The organism is Rhodococcus maanshanensis NBRC 100610, assembly GCF_001894865.1.
Classification (GTDB): Bacteria; Actinomycetota; Actinomycetes; order Mycobacteriales; family Mycobacteriaceae; genus Rhodococcus_G; species Rhodococcus_G maanshanensis.
The window spans coordinates 31,501-57,638 of record NZ_BCXA01000016.1; the positions used below are offsets into that span (position 1 = coordinate 31,501).

The following is a 26,138-nucleotide window of genomic DNA, read 5'->3' on the forward strand; positions in this document are numbered from 1 at the left end:
AAAAAGAACCCGCCCCCGCGGATTTCCACCCGACATCTTGCTGTTCCTCCCACTACCACACTGCGCCCCGGACCCGGACCGTTCCGGGGCAAATTCACAACACAAATCCGTCACCGTCCGGCGTCGTCCGCCAGAACTATAGGGTCACGCCGGACGGTCGGACTGTGCTTTCTCCACAATTGATCGAGAGGCGCTGATCAGCGATTCCAATGCCCTCGCGTGCCCCTCCGCGCCGAGCGCCGGGAGGATACCCGGCAGCAATCCCGACAGTGAGACGGTCACCAACGCCTCCGGTTTGAGGGCCGATCCCATCGACTTGGAGACCGCCACCAGTTTCGTGCCGAGCTGGCCGTAGGTGACATCCCGACCATCGTGGGACAGCGCGATCGCATCCGGCTCCGCGGCCGCGGCTGCGGCGACGAGATCCGGAAGATCACGCACGGTCAACGCCGGCTTCGGCGCGAACCGCGAGCGCTCCTGATCGGTGAGGATGTCGATGGACCGCAGCACCACGGCCGGGTCCTCGGCGATGGCCTCCAGGATCCGGGCGAACCGACCCGCGAAGAGCTTGATCGTCTCCGGATCGAACAGGTCCGCCGCGTACGTGAACCTCATCTGGATCTCCGCGAGCCTGCCGAGATCGTCGAACTGCTCCATACCTGTCAACTGCAGATCGAACTTGGCCTGATCGAATCCGTCGTCGAACGCGGAGACCTCGAGACCCGGCAACTGCAGCGAACGGGTCGTCATGTTCTGGAAGGCGAACATGACCTGGAACAACGGGGTGTATGCGGCCGAGCGCTGGCACCCCACCACATCGACCAGCCGCTCGAACGGCACGTCGGCGTGGCCGAAGGCGGCCAAGTCCTTGCTCCGTGCCTGCCCGAGCAGCTCCTCGAACGTGCTCCCCGAACTGACCTGGGTGCGCAGCACGACCGTGTTGACGAACATACCGATCAGTTCGTCGAGCACCTGCTCACCCCGGCCCGCGACAGGGGTGCCGATCGCGATGTCGGTCGATCCACTCATCCGCGACATCAGCACCGCGAAGGCGCTGTGGATCACCATGAACATCGTCGCGTTGTTGTCCCGGGCGATCCGGCTCAGACGATCGGTGACGTCCGACCCGACCACGAAATCGAACGAGCCGCCCCTCATCGACTGGCGAGCGGGACGCGGCCGATCGGCCGGCAGTTCGAGTTGCTCCGGGACCCCCGCGAGTTCGTCCGTCCAGTACGCCAGCTGACGCGCGATCAGGCTCTCCGGGTCGTCCTCGGATCCGAGCAGCTCACGCTGCCAGAGGCTGTAGTCGGCATACTGCACCGGCAGCGGCGACCACGACGGAACCTGCCCGTCGACCCGCGAGGAGTAGGCGATCATCACGTCCCGGGTGAGCGGACCCATCGAGAAGCCGTCCGCGCTGATGTGGTGAACCACAACCACGAAGACGTACTCGGTCGGGGCCAGCTCGAACAGGGCGGCCCGGACCGGCACGGACTCGGTGACGTCAAAGCCGGTTCCGACCATTTCCGCGAGCGCCTCGCCCATGGCCTGCTCGGTCACCTGAACCGGCGCGAGGCTCGGCGCCATCTCCTCGAGCGGGACGATCGCCTGGACGGGACCGTCGGCTGTGTCCGGATACATCGTCCGCAACACCTCGTGCCGCTCGAGCACGTCGAGCACCGCGGCCTCAAGCGCGGGCACGTCCAACAGACCCGACAACCTGATTGCGCCCGGAATGTTGTACGCGGCTGAATCCGGGGCCATCTGGTTGAGCACCCACATCCGTTGCTGCGCCAGCGACAGCGGTATCCGCGCCGGCCGTTCCGCCGCGACCAACGCCAGTCGACCGCCGGAGCCTGCGTGCGCCTCGACACGCACCGCGAGCTCACCGATCGTCGGCGTATCGAACAGCCACAGCACCGGCACCTGGGTGTCCAGCGCCGCCCCCAGCCGGGCAGCGACCTGAGTCGCCACCAGCGAGTTGCCCCCGAGCGCGAAGAAGTCGTCGTCCAGACCGACCTGCTCGGCCCCCAGCACGCCCGCGATGATGTCCGCCACCAACTGCTCGACGACGGTGGCCGGAGCTCGGAACTCCGCCGCCCCGAACTCCGGATCCGGAAGGGCCTTGCGGTCGATCTTGCCGTTGATGTTCAGCGGTAGCGCCTCGAGAACCACGAAGGCCGAGGGCACCATGTAGCTCGGCAACACCGCCGCTGCGGCTGCCTTCAGCCGCGCCACGTCGATATCGGTGTCCACCGCAGGCACCAGGTAGGCGACCAGCCGCTCGCCGGTGCGCTCATCCGAACGAGCCGTCACGACCACCGCCGCGACGGACTCCTCGCGTGCCAGCGCGGCCTCGATCTCGCCGAGCTCGATCCGGAAGCCGCGGACCTTGACCTGGAAGTCGCTGCGCTCGAGGTACTCGAGCTCGCCGTCCGCGCGCCATGCCACCAGGTCACCGGTGCGGTACATGCGCTCGCCCGCCGGACCGAACGGATCTGCAACGAACCGGTCCGCGGTCAGATCGACACGCCCGTGGTAGCCGCGAGCGAGCTGGGCACCTGCGAGGTATAGCTCGCCGCCCACCCCGGCTGGCACCGGGTTGAGCCGGGCGTCGAGCACGTAGACGCGGGTGTTCCATTCCGGGGTACCGATCGGCACCGATGCGGTGTCGAGATCGGTGACCTCGTGCGAGGTGACCGAGACCGCTGCCTCCGTCGGCCCGTACAGGTTGAACAGTCGTGCGGCGTTGGCCGCGCGGAACGACTGGGCGGTCGCCGCGGGCAGCGCCTCACCGATCGCGAGCACGCGCCGCAACGAATCGGACAGCGCGCCACCCGCCGCTGCAGTCGAGAGCATCGACACCATCGACGGCACCGCGTGGAGGGTGGTGACGGCCTGGGTCCGGATCAGGTCGAGGAGGTAGTCGGGGTCCTGGTGCCCGCCGGGCTTCGCGATGACCAGGCGGCCACCCGAGACGACAGGAGTCCAGAACTCCCACACCGACAGGTCGAAGGTGGCGGCGGTCTTGAGCAGGGCCGCGTCCGATCCGTCGAGCCCGAATTCCGCCCGCATCCAGAGCAGCTGGTTGACGATCGCGGAATGGCTCACGGCCACGCCCTTTGGCCGGCCCGTCGAACCGGACGTGAAGATCACGTACGCCGGGTGCTCGGGACGCAACGGACGAATCCGGTCCGCATCCGTGACGGCGGTGTCCGGGTAGCGGGAGAGGTCCTCCTGGTCCAGGAGGAGGACAGACCTGTCCCCTGCTCCGTCGAAATCGTCTCGCGCGGTGGACAGCACGCACACCGGTGCCGCGGTCTCGAGGATGTGGCCGATCCGCTCGGCGGGGTGGTCGGGGTCGATCGGGACGTAGGCGCCGCCCGCGGCGACGACCGCGTACATGCCGACGACCAGGTCGGTCGAGCGCCGCATGGCCAGCGCCACCAACGACTCGGACCCGACACCCAGCTCGATCAGCCTGCGCGCCAACCGGTTCACTCGCGAGCCGAAGTCGCGGTAGCACAGTTCGGAGCCCTCGAACCACAGCGCCGGTGCGCTCGGGGTGGCCGCGACCTGCGCGTCGAACAGATCGGCCAGGGTCAGGTCGGCGACCTGCTCGCCGGTGTCGTTCCACCGCTCCAGCAGACGCTCCCGCTCGGCGGCGTCGAGGAGCTCGAGGTCGCCGACCGTCACGTCGGGGTCGGCCACCGCAGCCTCGACGATCCGCACGAATCGCTCGGCGAACCGCTCCACCGATGCCTGGTCGAACAGGTCCGTCGCGTAGTGGAACATCGCGTCCACGCCGACCGGTGCACCGTCGGAGTCGAAGCGCTCGGTGAGGAACAACTGCAGGTCGAACTGCGTGATCTGGTTGTCGATCTCGAGCGCCGACACGCTGAGGCCGGGCAGTTCGAGACTCTTCTTGGCCACGTTCTGGAACGAGAAGCCGACCTGGAACAGCGGATGCCGCGCCGTGGACCGGGTGGGGTTGAGGACCTCGACGAGGCGCTCGAACGGCACGTCGGCGTGGCCGAATGCCGCTAGATCCGACTCGCGTACCGCCGACACCAGCTCGGCGAAGGTCTTCGATCCGTCGACGTGGGTGCGGAAGACCAGCGTGTTGACGAACATGCCGATCAGGTCGTCCATCGCGGCCTCACCGCGACCTGCGATCGGGGTGCCGACCGAGATGTCGTCGGTCCCGGACAGTCGGGCCAACAGCACCGCGAGCGCGGTATGGGTGGCCATGAACAGCGTCGCACCCTGACTGCGGGCCACACTCGCCAAGCCACGATGCAGGCGAGCGTCGAGCTCGAAGGCCACCCGCCCACCCTGGTTCGAACGCACCGCAGGGCGAGGACGGTCGCTCGGCAGGTCCAGCTGGTCGGGAAGCCCTGCTAGGGTTCGCCGCCAGAAGTCGAGCTGCTGGCCGGCGACCGAGGTCGGGTCCTCCTCGGAACCGAGCACGTCACGCTGCCACAGCGCGTAGTCCGCGTACTGCACGGACAGTTCCGACCACTCCGGGTCACCCCCGGCCAGGCGGGCGGAATAGGCGGTCATCACGTCGCGGACAAAGGGCGTGATCGACGAACCGTCGGCGGCGATGTGGTGGACCACGAACGCGAGCACGAACTCACCGGTCGCCAGTCGTTCCGCAGACTCCACTCCCGCGCCGTCGATCTCGAACAGGCACACCCGCAGCGGCACCTCGACCGTGACGTCGAACTGCGTGGTCGCGAACTCGAACAGTCGCTGTGGCAGCTCATCGGCACCCACAAGAACCGGATCCAGCTCGCGCCTCACCGCGCCAGGGGCCTCGATGAGCTGGAACGGACCGTCGCCGGTCTCGGGGTAGCGCGTGCGCAGCGACTCGTGCCGCGCGATGACATCGGCCAGCGCGGACTCCAGCGCGTGGCGATCGAGTTCACCGGTGAGCCTGATCGCCATCGGGATGTTGTACGCGCTCGAACTGCTGTCGAAGCGGTTGAGGAACCACATCCGTTGCTGGGCCAGGGACAGCGGAATCCGCTCCGGCCGGTCCTGCGCGACCAGCGCGGGACGGGCACCGGTGCCCGCGAGAGCGCCGACTGCCGAGGCGACGGCGGCCACGGTCGACGACTCGAACAGCGTCCGCACCGGGACGCGGGTGTCGAGCGCCACACCGATCCGGGCGACCACCTGCGCGGCGATCAGCGAGTTGCCGCCGAGCTCGAAGAAGTCGTCGTCGAGACCGACCCGCTCGAGACCGAGCACCTCGGCGAACACGCCTGCCACGATCTCCTCGGCGGGCGTCGACGGGGCGCGGTACTCTCGCACCTCGAAAACAGGCGCAGGCAATGCCTTTCGGTCCAGCTTGCCGTTCGCCGTCAGCGGGATCTCGTCGAGCACCACGAACGCGGACGGCACCATGTACTCCGGCAGCGCCGTCGCGGCACCGTCCCGCACCGCGGAGACGTCCAGGCCGGAGCCGCTCGGCACGACGTAGGCGACGAGCGTGGGGTTGCCGGGAGTGTCCTCGCGGACGATCACCGCGGCCTGACCCACCGACTCCTGCGCCAGCACGGCCGCCTCGATCTCACCGAGCTCGATGCGGAAGCCGCGAACCTTCACCTGGTCGTCGGCACGACCGAGGTACTCGAGCTCGCCGGACGCGTTCCAGCGGGCGAGGTCACCCGAGCGGTAGAGCGCAGATCCGTCGGCATCGAACGGGTTCGCCACGAAGCGCGCCGAACTCAGCGCCGGCTGCCCGAGGTAGCCGCGCGCCAATTGCACACCCGCGACGTACATCTCGCCAGGGACGCCGACCGGCGCCGGCTGCAGCCGGCCGTCGAGCACGTAGACCCGGAGACCGTCGATCGCCTGGCCGACGATGCTCGCCGAAGCCGCGGCGGCCGTCTGCGCGTCGATCTCCCGGTACGACACGTGCACCGTCGTCTCGGTGATGCCGTACATGTTCACCAACGTCGGAGCGGTGTCCGGATGCCGGTCGTACCAGTCGCTCAGGCGACGCAGCTCGAGGGCCTCACCACCGAAGACCACATACCGCAGTGACAGCTCCGCAGGCGCCTGCCGATCCGCCTCCGCCAACTGGTAGAACGCCGACGGCGTCTGGTTGAGCACCGTCACCCGCTCCCGCGCCAGCAGCTCCAGGAACTGCTCCGGCGAACGCGAGGTGTAGTAGTCGACGACCACCAGCGTGCCGCCGTACAGCAGCGGACCCCACAGCTCCCACACCGAGAAGTCGAACGCATACGAGTGGAACATCGTCCACACGTCCGACTCGTCGAAACCGAACCGCCGCTCGGTGTTCCGCATCAACCGCGTAACGGTGCGGTGCGGAACCTGCACGCCCTTCGGACGACCCGTCGACCCCGACGTGTAGATCACGTACGCGACATTGCCCGGCCGCAGCGGGGCCAACCGCTCGGAATCGGCGACCGGCGCCGCCGAGCCCCCGGACAGGTCCAGCGTGTCCAGCTCGATCACCGGAAGCCCGGTGGGCAGGGCGATCTCGCGGCCGGTCCAGGTCACCACGCACACCGGAGCGGCGTCGGAGAGCATGTACTCGATGCGATCCGCCGGATACGTCGGATCGACGGGCAGGTACCCACCGCCGGCCTTGAGCACCGCCAGCAGCGCGACCACCAGGTCCAGCGAGCGCGGCAACGCCACGGCGGCAAGGGTCTCAGGACCGACGCCCGCCGCGATCAGCCTGCGTGCCAACCGGTTCGTGCGTTCGTCGAGCTCGCGATAGGTGAGACCGTCCGCACCGAAGCGCACCGCGACCCGATCGGGGAAGCTCACCGCCGCCACTGAGAATCGTTCGATCAGCGTGGCGTCGACACCGGCATCAGGGCCTGCCGCGGGCCACACCTCGAGTAGGTTGCGACGCTCATCGGACGACACCAGATCGATGTCCCCGACTGCGCTGCTCGGGTCAGCGGAGACCGCGCCGAGCACTTGCACGAGTCGCTTCGCGAATGCGTGCATCGTCGCATCGTCGAAGAGGTCGGTGGCATAGGTGAGCTCGGCAGACATCCCCGTCGGTGCACCGTCGTCGGCGAAGGTCTCCGACATCGTCACCTGGAGATCGAACTTCGCGACGCGGGCATCGATCTCGACGCCGCTCACGGTCAGCCCGGGCAGTTCGAGCGTCGGCACGTCCATGTTCTGGAAAGTCAGTGCCACCTGGAACAGCGGGTGCCGCGCCTGCGAACGGGCCGGACTGAGGACCTCCACGAGCCGCTCGAACGGCACGTCCGTGTTGGCGAAGGCCGCGACATCGACCGACCGGGTCTGTCCGAGGATCTCCTCGAAGCTCGAACCGGAATCGACCTCGGTGCGCAGGACCAACGTGCCGACGAACATGCCGACCAGATCGTCGAGCGCGGCTTCACCACGCCCCGCGACCGGCGCACCGATCGCGATATCGGAGGTGCCCGACAACCGCGCCAGCAACACCGACAGGGCCGCATGCACGACCATGAACAGGGTGGCCCCCTGCGTGCGGGCCAGACCGCTCAGGTCGCGATGCAGGTCGGCATCGATCGTGAAACGGTGCGCTGCACCGCGATACGACGCAACGGCCGGGCGCGTGCGGTCGCTCGGCAGGTCCAGCTGGTCGGGCAATCCGGCCAGCGCGTCCGCCCAGTACCGCAACTGCGTGGACACCAACGACTGCGGGTCCTCCTCGGACCCGAGCACCTCGCGCTGCCACAGCGCGTAATCCACGTACTGCACCGGCAACGGTGACCACGCCGGCGCCACACCCGCGGCGCGCGCGGCGTACGCGGTCATCACGTCCCGCACCAGCGGACTCATCGACCAGCCGTCAGCACTGATGTGGTGCACGACGAACACGAGCACGAACTCGGTAACCGAGGTCTGCAGAAGCGTCACTCGCAGCGGGACCTGATCGGTCACGTCGAACCCGGTCGCCGCTTCCCGGACGAGCGCCTCGAACATCTCACTCTCGTTCGCCGCGACGGGCGTCAGGTCGGGCATCGCCTGCGCGACAGGGACGATCACCTGGACCGGGCCGTCGGCAGTGTCCGGGTACACCGTGCACAGGACCTCGTGGCGGTCGAGCAGGTCCGCGACCGCCGCACGCAACGCCTCGAGATCGACCGAACCGGTCAGGCGCACCGCGATCGGTATGTTGTTCATCGCCGACTCGGTGTCGAACTGGTTCAGGAACCACATCCGCGACTGCGCAGGGGAGAGCGGGATCCGCTCGGGGCGCGGTCCGGCGACGAGCGCCACGCGCCCGCCCTCACCTTCGAGCGCACCGACAGCGGCCGCGAGCGCGACGACGGTCGACGACTCGAACAGGATCCGCACCGGGACGCGGGTGTCGAGCGCCGCACCGATCCGTGCCGCCACCTGCGCGGCGATCAGCGAGTTGCCGCCGAGCTCGAAGAAGTCGTCGTCGAGACCGACCCGTTCGAGACCGAGCACCTCGGCGAACACGCCCGCCACGACACCCTCGATCGCGGACTCCGGTGCACGGAACTCGCGGACCTCGACGGCGGGAGCGGGCAACGCCCGCCGATCCAGCTTGCCATTGGCCGTCAGCGGGATCTCGTCGACGACCACGAACGCGGACGGCACCATGTACTCCGGCAGCACCGCAGCCGCGCCCTCGCGCACACCGGGAACGTCCACCGTGACACCGGCAGCGAGCACCAGGTACGCCACCAGACGCGCGCTGCCAGGAACATCCTCGCGGACGATCACGGCGACCTGCGCGACCGAATCCTGAGCCAGGAGCGCCGACTCGATCTCGCCGAGCTCGATGCGGAAACCGCGAACCTTGACCTGATCGTCCGCGCGGCCTAGGTACTCGAGGTCCCCGTTGCGGTTCCAACGGGCGAGGTCGCCCGAGCGGTACAGCCTCGAACCGTCCACTCCGAACGGATCGGCCACGAACCGCGACGCCGAGAGCGCCGGCTGACCGAGGTAGCCACGCGACAACTGCACACCCGCGACGTACATCTCGCCGGGAACGCCGACCGGGACAGGGCTGAGTCGCTCGTCGAGAACGTAGACGCGCAACCCCGCGATCGCCTGACCGACCACCGATGCCGACGCCGACGCCGCCATCACCGCGTCGATCTCGCGATACGACACGTGCACCGTCGTCTCGGTGATGCCGTACATGTTCACCAACGTCGGAGCGGTGTCCGGATGCCGGTCGTACCAGTCGCTCAGGCGACGCAGCTCGAGCGCCTCACCACCGAAGACCACATACCGCAGAGACAGCTCCGCCCCGGACTGCCGATCCGCCTCCGCCAACTGGTAGAACGCCGACGGCGTCTGGTTGAGCACCGTCACCCGCTCCCGCGCCAGCAGCTCCAGGAACTGCTCCGGCGAACGCGACGTGAAGTAGTCGACGACCACCAACGTGCCGCCGTACAGCAACGGACCCCACAGCTCCCACACCGAGAAGTCGAACGCATACGAGTGGAACATCGTCCATACATCGGACTCGTCGAAACCGAACCGGTCCTCGGTGTTCGACATCAACCGCGTCACGGTCCGGTGCGGAACCTGCACACCCTTCGGACGACCCGTCGACCCCGACGTGTAGATCACGTACGCGACATTGTCCGGCCGCAGCGGAGAACGGCGGTCCGGATCCGAGATCGCCGCGGCCGAGACCGCGTCCAGGGCCACGACGTCCAGCTCGATCACCGGCAGCGCGGAGGGCAGCCCCATCTCGCGACCGGTCCAGGTCAGCACACACACCGGCGCCGCATCGGCCAGCATGTACTCGATGCGATCCGCCGGATAGGTCGGATCGACGGGGAGGTACCCACCGCCCGCCTTGAGCACCGCCAGCAGCGCAACCACCAGGTCAGCGGATCGCGGCAGCGCCACCGCCACCAGCGACTCCGGCCCCACCCCCGCCTCGATCAGTACCCGGGCCAGGCGGTTCGCCCGCTCGTCGAGCTCCCGGTAGGTCAGCGACACGCCCTCGAACCGAACCGCGACCGAGTCGGCCCGGCGGGCCGCGACCGCCTCGAACCCTGCCACCAGCGTCCGCTCGACACCAGAGTCGACACCGGACGAGTTCCACTGCGACAGAACGCATTCACGCTCGGTCGCACCGAGCAGGTCGATGTCGCCCACGGGCGCAGCCGGATCGGCCACGATCGCGGTGAGGATCCCGACGAAGCGGCGCTCGAACTCGCGAATCGTCTCCGCGTCGAACAGATCGGTCGCGTAGGTCAGCTCGGCGGCCAGACCGGCCGCCCCGGAATCGTCGCCGGTCGACTCGGTCAGGTTCAGCTGCAGGTCGAACTTGGAGATCTGCTCGTCGTACTCGAGCGCGTGAATGTTGAGGCCCGGCAGTTCCAGTTCCGTGCGGGCCTGGTTCTGCAGGGAGAGGACCACCTGGAACAGCGGGTGCCGTGCCTGCGAGCGGGCCGGACTGAGCACCTCCACCAAACGCTCGAACGGCACGTCCGCGTTCCCGAACGCAGCCACATCGGTTTCCCGCGCCCGCGAGAGGATCTCGGTGAACGAGCGAGCCGTGTCCACCTCGGTGCGGAGCACCAGCGTGTTGACGAACATGCCGACCAGGTCGTCCAGCGCGGCCTCGCCACGGCCCGCGACCGGCGCACCGATCGCGATGTCCGAAGTGCCCGACAGTCGTGCGAGCAGTACCGACAGCGCTGCGTGCACGACCATGAACAAGGTGGCGCCCTGCGCGCGGGCCAGTTCGCCGAGTGCGCGGTGCAAGTCAGCATCGATATCAAAGCGATGCATCGCACCGCGGTAGGACGCGGCCACCGGACGCTGCCGATCGCTCGGCAGGTCCAGCTGGTCCGGCAGCCCGGCGAGAGTCCGCGTCCAATAGGAGAGCTGGACGGCGGCCACCGACTCCGGATCCTCCTCGGACCCGAGCAGTTCACGCTGCCACAGCGCGTAGTCCGCATACTGCACCGGCAACGGTGCCCATGCCGGCGCCGTACCCGCGGCACGCGCCGCGTACGCGACCATCACGTCGCGCGCCATCGGGGCCATCGACCAGCCGTCGGCGCTGATGTGGTGCACCACCATCGCCAGCACGAACTCGGTGTCAGACGTCCTCAGCAGCGACACCCTCAGGGGTGCCTGCTCGGTCACGTCGAAACCCGTGGAGAAGAACTCGACGAGCTTGCCCACCAGATCCGATTGCGTCACGACGACGGGAGCGAGGACCGGTGCCACCTTGTTGACGGGAAGCACGACCTGCTGTGCGCCGGACTCGGTGTCCGGGAACACCGTTCGCAGCGCCTCGTGACGATCGATCACGTCGGCGACTGCTCGTTCCAGCGCATCCACATCCAGCTCACCCGACAGGGCGATCGCCAGCGGCAGGTTGTAGGTCACCGACTCCGGATCGAAGCGGTTGAGGAACCACATGCGTTGCTGCGCCGGTGAGAGCGGGATCCGCTCGGGGCGTACCCCCGCAACCAACGCCGCACGACGAGGTCCGGTGTACGACTCGAGCCGCGCCGCGAGGGCGGCGACAGTAGGCGCCTCGAAGAGAACCCGCACCGGGACGGTTGCATCGAGTGCCGCCCCCAGTCGGGCGGTGACCTGGGTGCCGATCAGCGAGTTGCCACCGAGCTCGAAGAAGTCGTCGTCGATACCCACTCGGTCGAGGCCGAGCACCTCGGCGAACACCTCGGCGACGATCGACTCATGCTGTGTCGATGGGCCGCGATAGGAACGAGCCTCGAAAACAGGTTCCGGCAACGCCTTTCGATCCAGCTTGCCGACCGGAGTGAGCGGAACGGCGTCGATGACCATGATCGACGAGGGCACCATGTGTGCCGGCAGGAGCTTCGCGGCGGACTCCCTGATCACCGCAGGGTCCAGTTCTGCGCCGTCCGCCCCGTGCAGGTACGACACCAGTGAGGTGACACCCCCGGCACCCTGGTGCCCGATCGTCACCGCGAAGTCGACCCCGGGTTGCGCCGCGAGTACCGCGTCGATTTCACCGAGCTCGATGCGGAAGCCTCGGACCTTCACCTGGAAGTCCGTCCGGCCCAGGTACTCGATCTCGCGATCCGCGGTCCAGCGCGCGAGGTCGCCGGTACGGTACATCCGCTGCCCCGGTTCCCCGAACGGATCGGCCACGAATCGATCGGCGGTCAGATCCGGACGGCCCCGGTAGGCCCGGGCCAGCCCGGCACCCACCACGTACAGCTCGCCGACCACACCGGCCGGCACCGGGTGCAGCCGCCGGTCGAGCACAAGCGAACCGAGGCCGGCGACCGGCCCGCCGATCGTGACCAGCATGCCTGCGGTCAACACGTCGGTGCTGGTGGCAAGGACGGTCGACTCCGTCGGGCCGTAGGCATTGATGAAACGCCTGTCTGCCGACCACCTGGCCATCAACTCGGGCGGGCACGCCTCACCGGCGACCATCAGCGTCGCGAGGTCGTCGAGCCCGGTCGGGTCCATCGTCGCGAGTGCGCCCGGCGTGATGATGGCGTGGGTGACCCGCCGCTCGCGCAGCAGATCCGCCAGTTCCACTCCACCGAACACGTCGGAGGGCACGATCACCATGGTGGCGCCCGACCCGAACGCCATCAGCGCCTCGTACACCGCGACATCGAAACTCGGCGAGGCCACGTGCAACGAACGCGATCCGGGCGCCAGCCGATAGTGGAGCCTCTGGTGCTCGACTGCGTTCGCCAGGCCGGCGTGGGTGACCACGACGCCCTTCGGCCTACCCGTCGAACCCGAGGTGTAGATGACGTAGGCGGGATGCGCGATCCGGAGCGGTGCGATCCGGTCGGCATCGGACACCGGCGCCGCGGAGACTGCCGCGCATCGCCCGATCACCTCGGCGCCCTCGATCGCCAGCCAGCGCAGGTCGGTCGGCAGCCGGTCGACGAAATCCGCCACCGTGACACCGATGACCGCACCGCTGTCGGACACCATGTGCGCAACGCGTTCGGCGGGGTACTTCGGGTCGACGGGCACGAACGCAGCTCCGGTCTTCGCGACTGCCCATACCACCAGCACCGACTCGATCGAACGCGGAATTGCCACGGCTACAGTGCATTCCGGTCCAGCACCCTCTGCGATCAGGACCCGGGCCAGACGCGAGGAACGCTCGTCGAGCTCGCGGTAGGTCAGCTCCCGACCACCCGCACCGACCAGGGCAATCGCATCGGGATCGAGAGACGCCCCTGCAACGAAGATCTCTGCCATCGTCTGCGGCGTCGGCGGCGCCGACGGCACGGACGGCATGGCTCCGCCCCACCTGTCGGACAGATCGGCCCGCTCGCTCGGGTCGAGAATCTCGACGTCACCGACCGGGACGCCCGGCGTCGCCACGACTGCGTCCAGGATCCTGACGAAGCGCTCGGCAAAGCCGTTCACCGTGGACTCGTCGAAAAGGTCCTTTGCGTAGATGAATTCGGCGGCCACATTCTCGCGCGCGCCGATGGCCCCCGGCCGGTCGGAGATTGTGAGCTGCAGGTCGAACTTGGACACGTCGACCCTGACCTCGTCCGCCGACACTGTCAGACCCGGCAGTTCTACCTCGGCCCTGTCCATGTTCTCGAATGACAGCACCACCTGGAACAACGGATGGCGGGCGGTCGATCGCGCCGGGTTGAGCACCTGCACCAGTCGCTCGAACGGGACGTCGGCGTGGCCGAACGCCGCGAGGTCGTCCTCCCGCACCCGGCTCAGCAGGTCGGCGAAGGACGCGTTCGGGTCCACCTGGGTGCGCAACACGAGAGTGTTGACGAACATGCCGACCAGGTTGTCGAGAGCCTGCTCCCCACGGCCGGCGACGACCGTGCCCACCGCAATGTCGGTTGTACCGCTCAGTCGGGACAGCAGCACCGCCAACGCGGCGTGCGTCACCATGAACGGCGTCACACCCTGCGCGCGTGCGTATCCGACAAGCAACTCGTAGGTGTTGGCGGGAATCTCGAAGGCCAACCGACCGCCTTCGAAGGACTGGATCGCAGGGCGCGGGCGGTCCGATGGCAGATCCAGCTGGTCGGGTACACCCGCCAGGGCATTCTTCCAGTACTCGATCTGCCTTGCGGACAACGATTCCGGGTCGTCCTCGGAGCCGAGCAGCTCACGCTGCCACAGGCTGTAGTCCGCGTACTGTGCCGTCAGCGGCGACCAGGCCGGGGCAATTCCCTCGGACCGGGCCGTGTACGCCACCATCACGTCACGCGCCAGGACCGCCCACGACATCCCGTCCGCGGCGATATGGTGCAGGACCATCGCGACCGCGAGTTCCTGTTTACCCAGTGCGAAGACCCTGATCCGAATCGGGATCTCGTTCGTGACGTCGAAACCGGCCCCGGCGAAATCGGCGAGACGCTGCGGCAGCTCCGCCTCGGTGGTGGGCTCGGTGAACCGGTCAGCGTCGGCTCCGAGGTCGATCTCGCTGCTCGGGATCACCACCTGATGCGCGCCGGTGTCCGAGTCCGGAAACACCGTGCGGAGGGATTCGTGCCGCTCCACCACGTCTGTGAGGGCCGCGGCCAGGGCTCCCGGGTCCACTGCTCCCGACAGCCGAACCACAAAGGGCAGGTTGTAGGTCGCTGCCGCCGTGTCGTACTGGTTCAGGAACCACATCCGCTGTTGCGCCGGCGACAACGGAACGAAGTCGGGTCGCGGACGCGCGATCAACTGCGGGCGTGAATCAGCCACACCCGTGAATGATTCCGCGCGAACGGCGATTCCGGCGACGGTGGGAGCCTCGAAGAGCGCCCGAACGCCGAGCCGGATGCCGAAGGCTGCGCCGATCCGCGACACCACCTGGTTGGCGACCAGCGAGTCTCCACCGAGTTCGAAGAAGCTGTCGTCGATCCCGACCTGCGGCACGTGCAGCACGTCCGCGAAGATCCCGGCGACGATCTCTTCGGTTGGCGTGCGCGGCGCCCTGAAGGCCGCGCGTCCCGAGACGAAGATCGGCGTGGGCAGCGCCCTGCGGTCGAGCTTGCCACTCGCGTTGACAGGGAAAGCCTCGAGCACCACGACGACGGCAGGAACCATGTACGCAGGCAGCGACCGGCCGACCATGGCCTTCAGTTCATCGACGTCGACCGCGGCGCCCTCGACGGGGACGACGTAGCCGACGAGCTGCTCGCCGGAGTGCAGATCGCTCCGCACCATGGCCACCGACTGCGCGACCCGCTCGTCCGTCAACATCGCAGACTCGATCTCACCGAGCTCGATCCGTAGCCCGCGCAGCTTGACCTGGAAGTCCGTGCGGCCGATGTACTCCAACTCGCCCGTCGCCGTCCAGGTCACCAAGTCGCCCGTGCGGTACATCCGCGCGCCAGGGGCCCCGAACGGACTGGCAACGAACCTGTCCGCCGTCAGGTCGGCACGACCGACATATCCACGAGCCAACTGCGCTCCGGCCAGGTACAGCTCTCCCGCAACACCCACCGGCACCGGACGCAGTCGCGAATCCAGCACGAACACCTGGGTGTTCCATACCGGCGCACCAATCGGCACGCTCGTCACGTCTGCCGGGGTCACCTCGTGGAACGTGACGTCAACCGCGGCCTCCGTCGGACCGTACAGGTTGTGCAACCGCACCGCGGGAAGCTGTTCCCGCAGGATCGCGGCCGTCTGTGCGGGCAATGCCTCACCCGACGCGAACAGCTGACGCAACGACGTCGCGCCGACCACCGAGGGCTCCGCCACGAAGACCGCCAGCATCGACGGCACAAAATGCGCCGTCGTCACCGACTCCTCCGCGATCACGGTCGCCAGATACGCCGGATCACGATGGCCGTCCGGGGCCGCGATCACCAGTCGCCCGCCGACCTGCAACGGCCAGAACAACTCCCACACAGACACATCGAAGGTCACCGGGGTCTTCTGCAACACCACATCGTCGGAGGTCAAGCCGTACTCGGCCTGCATCCACACCAGGCGGTTCACGATGGCTGCGTGCGAGACCGCCACACCCTTGGGTCGACCTGTCGACCCGGATGTGAAGATCACATACGCCGTGTTGTCCGGGCCGAGAGCAGAGATCCGATCGGCGTCCGAGATCGGTGCACCATCGACCGACGACAGGTCCAGAGCGTCGATCAATAGGACAGACCGCTCCCCCAGGATCTCGAAATCATCACGCGTGGTGGACAACACGCACGCCGGTGCCGCCGTCTCGATGATGTTGGCAATACGATCCGCAGGCTGATCCGGGTCGACCGGAACATACGCGCCGCCGGCCTTCACCACCGCATAGATGCCGACCAGCAGATCAAGCGATCGCCGCATGGCCAACGCCACCAACGACTCCGGCCCGACGCCGAGTGTGATCAGATGTCGCGCAAGGCGATTGACCCGCACATCGAACTCGGTGTACGACAAAGAGTCACCTCCGAACGACAGTGCCACACTGTCCGGAGACGTCGCGACCCGCGCTTCGAACAACGACACCAACGTGTCATCGCCGATCACCTGATCCGTCGCGTTCCAACCGGTCACCACCAACTCCCGCTCGGCGTCCGTGGTGACGTTCAGGTCCCACACCCTGTCGGTCGGGTCTGCGACGAGGAACTGATCGAAGTAGGACAGGAACCTGGCGTGGTAGCCCTGCGCCAGCTCTTCGGTGTACAGGTTCGGGTTGGTCTCGAAGTCGATGTGGGTCCGGGTCCCGGCGACGCTCTGATAGAAGTTGACCGCCATGTCCTCCACCGTGCCGGTGGAGAGGATGTTGAACTCGCCGGTCACCGGACCGAGGTTGACCTCACTGTGGAAGAGCATGATGTTGACCAGAGGTCCCAGCAGGTCACGCTGCATGTTGCCGGACGCGGAATCTCGCCGAATGTCCTCATGCCGGTACCGCTGGTGTCGGAGCGCACCCGAGACTGCGATCTGCACGGACTTGAGCAGATCCGCAACCGTGGTGTCGTTGCCGACATGAAACCGCAAGGGCACCACGTTGGAGAGCATTCCACCCGAGTGGCGCATGGGCGCGGTGGTCCGGGCGGTGACCGGCAGGCTCAGGATGACGTCCTCGGTATCTGTCATCTGCGCCAGAAAGCCGGCAAAGGCCGCGATCAGCATTGCTGCCGGAGACGAATTCTGTTGCGCAACAGCATCGACGAGGTTTCTCGACACATCATCGGACAGGGCCGCGCTGGCCACCCCGTTCAGCGAGGCCGGCGCCGCGGTCCGGCCGCTGAGGCTGGTGCCCTCCTCCATTCCTGCGATCCGCTGCGCCCAGTACTCACCGTCGGCCGCGAACCGGGAGCTCTCGCGGTATGCGAGGTCGGACTCGTACAGACTGCGCAGGCTGCAGGCCTTGGACGGCGCGGGTTCACGCCCCTCCAGGAGCGCTGTGTACAGCTCGGACACGCGCATCATGTAGGCCATCGCACCGAAGCCGTCGAGGGCAATGTGATGGACCCGCGAGTACCAGAAGTAGCGCTCGTCCTCGATCCGCAGGATGGTGGCGCAGATCAACCGGTCCGTCAGCAGGTCAAGGGGCGCGCTGAACTCCGCGCGCATCCACTCATGTGCGGCCGCCACTGGGTCGCCGTGGCCACGGAAGTCCACGAATCCGACGTGATCCTCGATGGACATGTCGATGACCTGATACGGAGTGCCGTCGAGCTCCATCAGACGCAGGTAGCCGGTGCCGAACTCCGCAGAACCGATATGGCTGGCATCGTCGAGAATCTGCAGGTCCAGCGGTCCGCGCAGGTCCACGTACTGCGCGATGTTGATCGGGACGTCCGGGTCGACGTGCTGGGCATACCACATACCGAGCTGCGCGGGAGAGAGCGGGAAGGTGTCCGCTGCGTCGGTTGCACTGCCCAGTTGACCGCCCGCGCTTGCTACTCGGCCGACCTCGATGTCGATGTCGCGTTGTTCCCGAGGCGCATACGTGCCGTCGTTGTCGGCCCCGTCGTGCATGTTCGGCTTCAACTGATACCTCATTTTCCGGAACGCCGCGGAGTCCCAAACACCACTTGAGTCCGTCAGTCCGAGCCCATGAGCCTTCAACGGCCGACGAAGGACATACGAGGACGCAAGTCAGATTCGACAAGGAAGGAACCGCATCGCCGAGAAATGCGAGCGGGTACGGGTGCGCGAGTTGCGCACTGAGAACTATCGTCTGGTCATGCGACCTGTCACGTAGTCACACATCTTCCCGCGGTTCGCACAATCGCCGAACTGCGACGAGGTCTCAACCTCATCGTGAAGGACACCGAAGCAGCCCCCTGCGCACTGAGTCCATGGATCCACCCTGCGCTCATTGATCGCCCTCCCGAGGAACAATCACGCCGCCACGAGTGGCAACGTCCCGAAATCGCGGCGAGTTCTGCCCGCACCGCAGGATGTAATCTACATCTCAACCAGGTCCGGTCACGCCCTTTTGGTATTTCTTCTAACAAGCGTCCAGGACCTCGCCCAGATTGTCGCGATTCACGCGCCCCGTCAGCTCGCCCTCACGCCGAGCGCGCGCGCATTATCCGAGGTCAACGGCATTCTGATCGCCCCGAGCGGGCGTTGTGCGCGAGTCACAGCGGTATTGTGATTTGGTCACAGTCCGTGACCTTGGCACACGACCCGGTCAGCCCGTGACGTCCAGATCGGCGATCACCTTGGTCGGACGGAGGCGCACCACCAGCTCCCCCGGCACGCCGTTCCGACGGCCGAACTCCTCCGCCCGGTCGGCCCCCATGTACCGGCCACCGATCGCGGTCGCGATCCGGATCAGTTCCTCAGGGTCCTCGGACACCGTTGCCACCCCCTGCACCTGAACGAAGGCATACGGCGGCTGTTCGAGGTCGACACAGATCACCACCCGGCCGTCACGCGCGACGGCGCGACCCTTGGCGGTGCCTGCGCCGGTGTTGAACACCAGATCATCACCGTCGACGACGAACCACACCGGAGCGACCAGCGGCCGGCCGTCGGAGGCGGTGAAACCGAGCTTGCCCGTTCGGGTGCCCGCGGACAGGAACTCGCGAACGGCGGGATCGGCCAGAGTGGTCATCCGCGGGAGGCTACGCGGTCGGGCCGCCGGGCGCGAGAGTTCAGGCGCGATATCCGTCGGTGCCCGCCCTGGTCATGACGATGTTCGGGATCACGGCCCGCGACGAGAGTCTCAGCAGTGCGTCGACCATCTCGACGACGTCGTTGACCTCGAGCATCGCCCCCGGCGGCACCTGATCGTGGGTCCAGGCGCTCATGTCGGTGTCCACGAAGGCCGGCGAGATGGTCGTGGCACACACACCGTTGCCGGATTCCTCGGCGTTCAACGTCGCGGCCACACTGATCAGCGCCGCCTTCGTCGCGCCGTACACCGCAAGGCCGTGCTCCGCGTACACACCGGTGATGGACGCGAGCGCGACCACCTTCGCCCCGCGACCCGGGTTGGCGGCGGCCCCCGCCCGCAGCAACGGTAGCGACTGCTGGAGCAACTGGAACGGCCCGCGGAGGTTCACCGCCAGGGTCTTGTCGAACCGGCGCAGCGGAAAGTCCTCGATCGCGCCCGCGGTGCCGACCCCCGCGTTGAGGATCAGTGCGGTCATCGGACCGAGCCGATCCGCATGAGCCGCGGTCACTCTGGCGATATCGGCCTCGTCGGCCATGTCGCCCGCGATCGAGACCACTTCGGCCGCACCCGCGGCCCGCAGCTCCCCCGCGACGGAATCGAGCCGCGCGGCGTCCCTTGCGGTGATCGTCAACGAGTAGCCCGACTGCGCGAGCCGCGTCGCGATCCCGAGCCCGATTCCCCTCGAGGCGCCGGTGACCAGTGCCGTTCGGTTCACGCCGCCGCTCACAGCGTCGCTCCCTTCAGTGCACGCAACCCGGCCGCGATGAACTCGGGTGTCGCCTCGGCGGCCCGCACCGCTCCTGCGCCGGAGTCCGATCCCTGCAGCGCGCGATGGGTGATCCCCTCACCGATCACCCCCAACTTGAAGTTGGCGAGCGCGAGGTAGAAACTCCAGTCGCCGAGGTCGCGACCCGACGCGATGGCGTAACTCTGCGCCAACGCGCCGGCCGACGGCAGCCGATCGCTGGTCCAGGCCGCCTGGGATCCGAGCACCAGGTCGAACACCGGATCCCGGTACACACACATCAGGGCGACGTCGGTCAGTGGATCACCCAGTGTCGACATCTCCCAGTCCACCACGGCCCGGACCTGACCGGGGTCGTGCGAATCCAGGATCGTGTTGTCGATCCTGAAGTCGCCGTGCACGATCGACGAGGCCGAGGCCGTCGGTATGGCATCGGTCAGCGCCGCATGCAGGACCGCCACGTCGGGAAGTTCCCTCGTCTTGACCCGATCCCATTGTCCCGCCCAGAGTTTCACCTGGCGCGCGACGAACCCATCCGGCCGCCCGAAGTCACCCAGCCCCACCGCCCGGTAGTCGACCGCGTGCAGATCGGCCAGGACCCGCACCAGTGCGTCGGCGCTGACCGCGACCTGATCGTCGGACATCTCAGCGAGGTCGGCCTGGTCCCGGACCACCGTTCCCTCGACGAACTCGACCACGGTCATCGGCGCGCCGAGGGCGGAGCCGTCGGCATCGAAGGCGACGGTCCGCGCAACCGGCACGGCCGTACCCTGCAACGCCGAGGTCACGGTGTACTCCCTGGCCATGTCGTGCGCCGACGGGGTCAACCCACTGGTCGGCGGCCGCCGCACCACCCACGACGACCGGTCGTCCCAGGCCCTGTAGGTCAGATTGGATCTGCCGCCGCTGATCAGCTCGACGTGCAGCTCCCCATACAGCTCGATCCCGCTGTCGAGCAGGAAGCGTTGCAGCGCAGCAATGTCCATTCCGTGCAGGCTCACTTTGCCTCCCTCAGCTCTCGCTTGGCCGCCCCGACGACCCGCTTGGCGATGGCCCAACGGTGCACCTCGGACGGCCCGTCGTAGACCCGGAACGGACGAACCTCCCGTGAGAGCCGGGCAAGCGGCAGGTCGCCGGAGACCCCCATGCCGCCGCACATCTGCATGCTCCGGTCCACGATCCGGAAGACCGCTTCAGCCGCATAGGTCTTCGCGATCGACGTCGCATTCGACGCCGGGTCGCCCCTGTCGAGCTCCCAGCAGGCCCGCACCAACAGCGCCCGGGTCGCGGCGATGTCGATCTCGTTGTCAGCCAACATCTTCTGGACCATGCCGAGGTCGCCCAATCTGGACCCGAAGCCTTCCCGCTCCGCCACCCGGGCCACCGCGACGTCGTGGCCACGGCGGGCGGCACCCAGCCAGCGCATCACGTGGGTCATCCTGGCCGGGCCGAGCCGCACCTGGGCGTACTCGAAGCCGCGGTCGACCTCGCCGAGGACCGCGGCGTCGGGCACCAGCAAGTCCTCGAAGAAGACCTCACAGTGCCCGCCGATCATCGCCCGGTCCAGGGTGTCGATGTGTCGTCCGACCCTGATCCCTTGGCTGTCGGCAGGCGCAAGGAACATCGTGGCCCCGCCGCGCTGACCGGGCTCACCCGAGGTGCGCGCCATGATGATGAAGAAGCCTGCGCCGTCGGCACCGGTGATGAACCACTTGTGCCCGTTGATCCGCCAGCCGCCGTCCGCCCGGACCGCGCGGGTGGTGAGCGCCGACGGGTCCGATCCCGCCCCCGGCGCCGGCTCGGTCATCGCGAAGGCCGATCGGACGTCCCCGTGGGCAAGCGGCGCGAGGAACTGCTGCTTCTGCTCGGGGTTGGCGATGTGCGCCAGCATGTGGACGTTGCCCTCGTCGGGTGCCGCGATGTTCAACGCCGTGGGACCGAACAGCGAGTAGCCGGCCTCCTCGAACACCGGGGCGCGGTCCGACATGTTCAACCCGTGACCACCGAACTCGAGCGGGGCGTGTGGGGCGAATACCCCGGCATCCTTGGCCGCCTGCTGCATGCCGATCCGCAGCGCGTCGCCGCCGCCCGCCGTGATGTCCCCGGCGTGCTCGTCCTCGATGGGCAGGACGACGTCGCGGGTGAAGGTCCTGGTGCGGTCGATGAGGTCCTGCACCTCGAGGGAATAGGTCAGATCGATCGACACACTCACTACCTCCTGCGTCATGGAGCCGAGCGATCGCTCGGCAGATGATTTCCACACGATCTCACAGGTTTATCTGCCCGTCAAAGGAGTTCAACGGACGATGCCAGCTAGTATGTTCAACATTTCTGAACAGATTGGACGGAGAGTTGACCAAGACCGAACACCTGCCCGACGCGATCAGGCGGACGCGCAGGTCGGCGGGCCTGACGCTGCGAGAGCTCGCGAGGCAGCTGGCGATCAGCCCGGCAACGCTCAGCGCAATCGAGAACGGCAAGACCGGCGTCTCGGTCGAGCGACTGCACGCCCTCGCCGGGGCACTCGGCACAACCGCCGCACAGCTGATGGGCGAGCCCGGCACCACCTCCGCCCGGGGAACCCCCGCCGCGGACCGCCGAGTGCGCACTTCCCGGCGCGAATCCCCAGGAACGGCGACGGCAGCTGCACAGTCGGCGGGCGACTGGCGCGTGTTCCCGTCGCTGCGCATCGATCCGGTGCTCGCGGCCGCGATCGACTCGTTCGTCGAAACCGGGTATCACGGCGCGACCATGCGGTCTATCGCCGAGCGGGCGGGCATGAGCGTTCCCGGCATGTATCACCACTACCGGGACAAGCAGGAGCTACTGGTGCGGGCGCTCGATCTCACGATGGACGAGCTGCACTGGCGGGTGCGCGCGGCCCGCGACCACGGCACGGGCGGGATCGAGCGGGTCGGCCTCATCGTCGAGGCGCTCGCGCTCTATCACACGCATCGCCGGGAGCTCGCGTTCATCGGCGCCAGCGAGATGCGCAGCCTCGAACCGGCCAACCGAGCGCGGATCACGGACTCCCGCAATCAGATTCAGTATCTTCTCGACGACGAGATCGATGCCGCCATCGCCGAGGGGAGCCTCACGACGCGGCACGCGAGGGATGCCGGACGGGCCATCTCGACGATGTGCACCTCGCTGCCGCAGTGGTTCCGGATCGACGGGCCGTCCACGCCCGAGCAGATCGCCACGGAGTACGCGGGTTTCGCTCTCGATCTGCTCGGGCGGCGGTGAGCGAACGCTACAGACCCAGACGCGAGTTCTCGTTGCGCGGCTGCCCGGCCATGTCCGAGTTCGGTCGCGCCTCGGCGACCAGGGCCGGGATGACCTCACCCAGCTCCGCCGGATCCCACCGGCCGTTCTTCGACACCCCCGGCCCAGCCACCCAGGTCTCCGCGACACTGATCGAGCCGCCGTGCACATTGAAGATCCGGCCGGTGATGCCGTCGGACTCCGGCGACCCGAGCCAGACCACGGTCGGCGAGATGTTCGCAGGCGCTGCCGCATCGAAGCCGGTGCGCTCCTTCTCGGCCTCCATCGCGGCGACGAAACCCTCGAGGCCCGCGGTCATCTGGGTGAGCGCGGTGGGGGCGATCGCGTTGACGGTGACGCCGAGCCGGGCGAGCTCGTCGGCGAGGATCACGGTGAACGCCGCGATACCTGCCTTCGCGGCGCCGTAGTTCGCCTGCCCGATGTTGCCGTACAGGCCCGACGGCGAGGAGGTGTTGATGATGCGCGGGTGCGCGACCGGCGTGCCCGCCTTGTGCTGCTCCCGCCAATACGACGCCGCGTGCTGAGAGGGCGCGAACGTCCCCCGCAGGTGCACGCGCATGATGTCGTCCCACTGATCGACCGTCATGTTGACGAACATCTTGTCGCGGAGGATGCCCGCGTTGTTGACGAGCACGTGCACGGTGCCGAACGTGTCGATCGCGCTGCGCACCAGCCGGCCCGCGCCGTCGAAGTCCGAGATGTCGTCCTTGTTCGCGATGGCCTCACCACCGAGCGCCTTGATCTCCTCGACGACCGCCTCGGCGGGCCCGAGGTCGTTGACGACGACCTTCGCTCCCTGCCTTGCGAACTCGAGCGCGTGCTCGCGGCCGATGCCGCCCGCGGCGCCGGTCACGATCACGACGCGTCCCTCGTTGATGCCCATCCGTGCAACTCCTCGCAGCTTGTCGGTCAGTCCCGCGGCCAGCTCAGACCCTGTCGGTCCTCGATCTGTTCGTTCAGCCGCCGCAACAAGGTAACCAGATCCCGTCGATCCTTCTCGTCCCAATCGGCGACGAGGGAGTTGATGCCGTCGACGTTGTGCTTCCGGTCGGAATGCAGCGCGCGCAGTCCCCCGTCCGTCGGCCGGAGTTTCCTCGCCGTGCCGCCCTGTGGGTCGGGAATTCTCTCGGCCAGTCCCTGCCGGACGAGCGCGGCGGTCTGCCGGTTGATCGTGGACACGTCGAGGCCGAACGAGTCCGCCAGTTCCTTCAACGTCATCGGATCGCTGATCTCGAGGCGACTCAACAGCAGATACGCCGATCGGTCGAGCGCCTGCTGTTCCAACCACCGCTTGGTCACCAGGGTGGTGTGGCGGGCCATCAACGTGATCTCTCGCTCCAACCCGCGACCGGGGTCGATCTCCTCGGATTCCATCGGGGTCATCCTCGCATCACGCCGCCACACTCCCGCCGATTGTGCACGATACACACGATGTGTAGCGTACACACCTGTTGCTTTCTCGGAATCGATAAGCGCTTAGAACACAAGAGAAGAGATCCGTCGTGACCATTTCGGCTCCCGGTGCAGCGCGGCGCACCCATTCCCCCACCTGGATCCTCGCCACACTGGCGTTCTCCGGCATCGTCGTCTCGCTCATGCAGACCCTGGTCGTGCCGCTGATCCACGTGCTACCCGAGCTGCTGAACACCTCGGCCTCGACCGCCTCCTGGGTCATCACCTCCACCCTGCTGGCCGCGGCCGTCGTCACGCCCGTCTCCGGCCGCCTCGGCGACATGTTCGGCAAACGGCGAATGATCCTGATCAGCATGGCTTTTCTCGTCGCCGGATCGGTGGTGTGCGCACTGAGCGAGACCGTCCCGCTGGTGATCATCGGCCGCATCCTGCAGGGCGCGGCCACCGGCGCGATCCCGCTCGGCATCAGCATCCTCCGCGACGAACTGCCCGCCGAGAAGGTGGGCGGCGCGATCTCGGTGATGAGTTCCACGATGGGTGTGGGCGGCGCGATCGGTATGCCGCTGGCCGCGGCGACGGCGCAGAACTTCAACTGGCACGTGCTGTTCTGGGCGTCTGCCGTGCTTGGCGCGCTGGTCGCGATCGCGGTCGCCGTCCTGGTCCCCGAGTCCCCTGTTCGTAATCCGGGACGGTTCGACTATCTCGGCGCGATGGGGCTCGCGGCCGGACTCGTCTCGCTCCTGTTGGCGGTCACCAAGGGCGGCGAATGGGGCTGGACCAGTACGACCACCCTCGGACTGCTCGCCGCGTCCGTCGTCGTGTTCCTGGCATGGGGCTTCGCCGAGCTGCGCACCGCCGAGCCCCTCGTCAACCTCAGGGTCTCCGCCTCCCGCCCGATCCTGCTGACCAACTTGGCCTCGGTCATGACCGGATTCGCCATGTACGCAACGTCGTTGACGGTTCCGCAGTTGCTGCAGTCACCGCCGGAGACCGGCTACGGGCTCGGCCAGTCGATGGTCATGGCCGGGCTGTGCATGGCGCCCGCCGGCATCGTGATGATGCTGCTCTCGCCGGTGTCGGCCCGCATCACCAACCGGTACGGCCCGCGGACCACGCTGATGGTCGGCACCGTCGTCATCGCGTCCGGCTACCTGATCGGCGCCGTGCTGATGAACGAGGTCTGGCAGATCGCGCTGGTCTCGACCATCATCGGCGCGGGAATCGGCATCTCGTATGCGGCCATGCCCGCGCTGATCATGCGCGCGGTCCCGCTGCACGAGACGGCGGCAGCGAACGGCCTCAACTCCCTGATGCGGATGGTCGGAACGTCGTTCGCGAGCGCCGTGATGACCGTCGTCCTGGCCAACATGACCATGTCCTTCGGCCCCGCCCTCGTGCCGACGCACAGGGCCTTCGTGGTGACCTTCCTGATCGGCGCCGCGGCCGCGCTGCTGGCGCTGCTCATCGCGGTCTTCATCCCGCGTGCGACCACTGCCTCCGTCGTCACCTCCCCGCCGGTCGCGGAGTTGGAGCCCGAACCGGCTCGCTGAGCATCGCGGACAGGTCACGCAATATCGCGGCACGGTCACGCAATAGAGCCCTCCCGACCAGCCGCTGTGCTTACGA

The 26,138-nt window shown here is 67.7% G+C and carries 9 protein-coding genes; 2 read left to right on the plus strand and 7 right to left on the minus strand.

Annotated features, from left to right (window positions below):
- Positions 1-144: 144 nt before the first annotated feature.
- From RM1_RS08555 to RM1_RS08575, 5 genes are all read right to left on the minus strand, one after another.
- Positions 145-17,931: a non-ribosomal peptide synthase/polyketide synthase gene (locus tag RM1_RS08555; RefSeq protein ID WP_245816153.1), complete on the minus strand. Its 17,787-nt coding sequence runs from the start codon at positions 17,929-17,931 to the stop codon at positions 145-147.
- A gap of 649 nt (positions 17,932-18,580) precedes the next feature.
- A complete protein-coding gene (locus tag RM1_RS08560; RefSeq protein ID WP_072750908.1) occupies positions 18,581-19,006 on the minus strand; it encodes a PPOX class F420-dependent oxidoreductase in 426 nt (141 codons plus the stop codon).
- A gap of 40 nt (positions 19,007-19,046) precedes the next feature.
- Positions 19,047-19,784 (minus strand): SDR family NAD(P)-dependent oxidoreductase, encoded by a 738-nt coding sequence (locus RM1_RS08565; protein ID WP_072750989.1) that lies wholly within the window; start codon positions 19,782-19,784, stop codon positions 19,047-19,049.
- Between the two features lie 8 nt (positions 19,785-19,792).
- On the minus strand, positions 19,793-20,800 hold the full coding sequence (locus RM1_RS08570) for a phosphotransferase family protein (RefSeq protein ID WP_072750909.1): 1,008 nt from the start codon (positions 20,798-20,800) through the stop codon (positions 19,793-19,795).
- Between the two features lie 11 nt (positions 20,801-20,811).
- Positions 20,812-22,020, minus strand: a complete 1,209-nt coding sequence (locus RM1_RS08575; RefSeq protein ID WP_072750990.1) for an acyl-CoA dehydrogenase family protein — start codon at positions 22,018-22,020, stop codon at positions 20,812-20,814.
- 146 nt (positions 22,021-22,166) lie between these two features.
- Here RM1_RS08575 and RM1_RS08580 point away from each other — a divergent pair, with 146 nt between their 5' ends.
- Positions 22,167-23,060, plus strand: coding sequence for a TetR-type transcription factor C-terminal domain-containing protein (locus RM1_RS08580; protein ID WP_245816155.1), 894 nt, complete (start codon positions 22,167-22,169; stop codon positions 23,058-23,060).
- A gap of 7 nt (positions 23,061-23,067) precedes the next feature.
- On the opposite strand, the gene RM1_RS08585 is transcribed toward RM1_RS08580, so the two are convergent.
- Positions 23,068-23,982, minus strand: coding sequence for an SDR family oxidoreductase (locus RM1_RS08585; protein WP_072750910.1), 915 nt, complete (start codon positions 23,980-23,982; stop codon positions 23,068-23,070).
- Between the two features lie 26 nt (positions 23,983-24,008).
- Positions 24,009-24,473: a MarR family winged helix-turn-helix transcriptional regulator gene (locus RM1_RS08590; RefSeq protein ID WP_072750992.1), complete on the minus strand. Its 465-nt coding sequence runs from the start codon at positions 24,471-24,473 to the stop codon at positions 24,009-24,011.
- Between the two features lie 128 nt (positions 24,474-24,601).
- Between RM1_RS08590 and RM1_RS08595 the strand changes: the two genes are divergently transcribed.
- Positions 24,602-26,062: an MFS transporter gene (locus RM1_RS08595; protein WP_072750911.1), complete on the plus strand. Its 1,461-nt coding sequence runs from the start codon at positions 24,602-24,604 to the stop codon at positions 26,060-26,062.
- Positions 26,063-26,138: the final 76 nt, after the last annotated feature.

Coding starts and splice junctions, on each gene's coding strand:
- RM1_RS08570 (WP_072750909.1), bottom strand. CDS start 20,800: ATGGACATTGCTGCGCTGCAACGCTTCCTGCTCGACAGCGGGATCGAG.
- RM1_RS08560 (WP_072750908.1), bottom strand. CDS start 19,006: ATGACCACTCTGGCCGATCCCGCCGTTCGCGAGTTCCTGTCCGCGGGC.
- RM1_RS08590 (WP_072750992.1), bottom strand. CDS start 24,473: ATGGAATCCGAGGAGATCGACCCCGGTCGCGGGTTGGAGCGAGAGATC.
- RM1_RS08585 (WP_072750910.1), bottom strand. CDS start 23,982: ATGGGCATCAACGAGGGACGCGTCGTGATCGTGACCGGCGCCGCGGGC.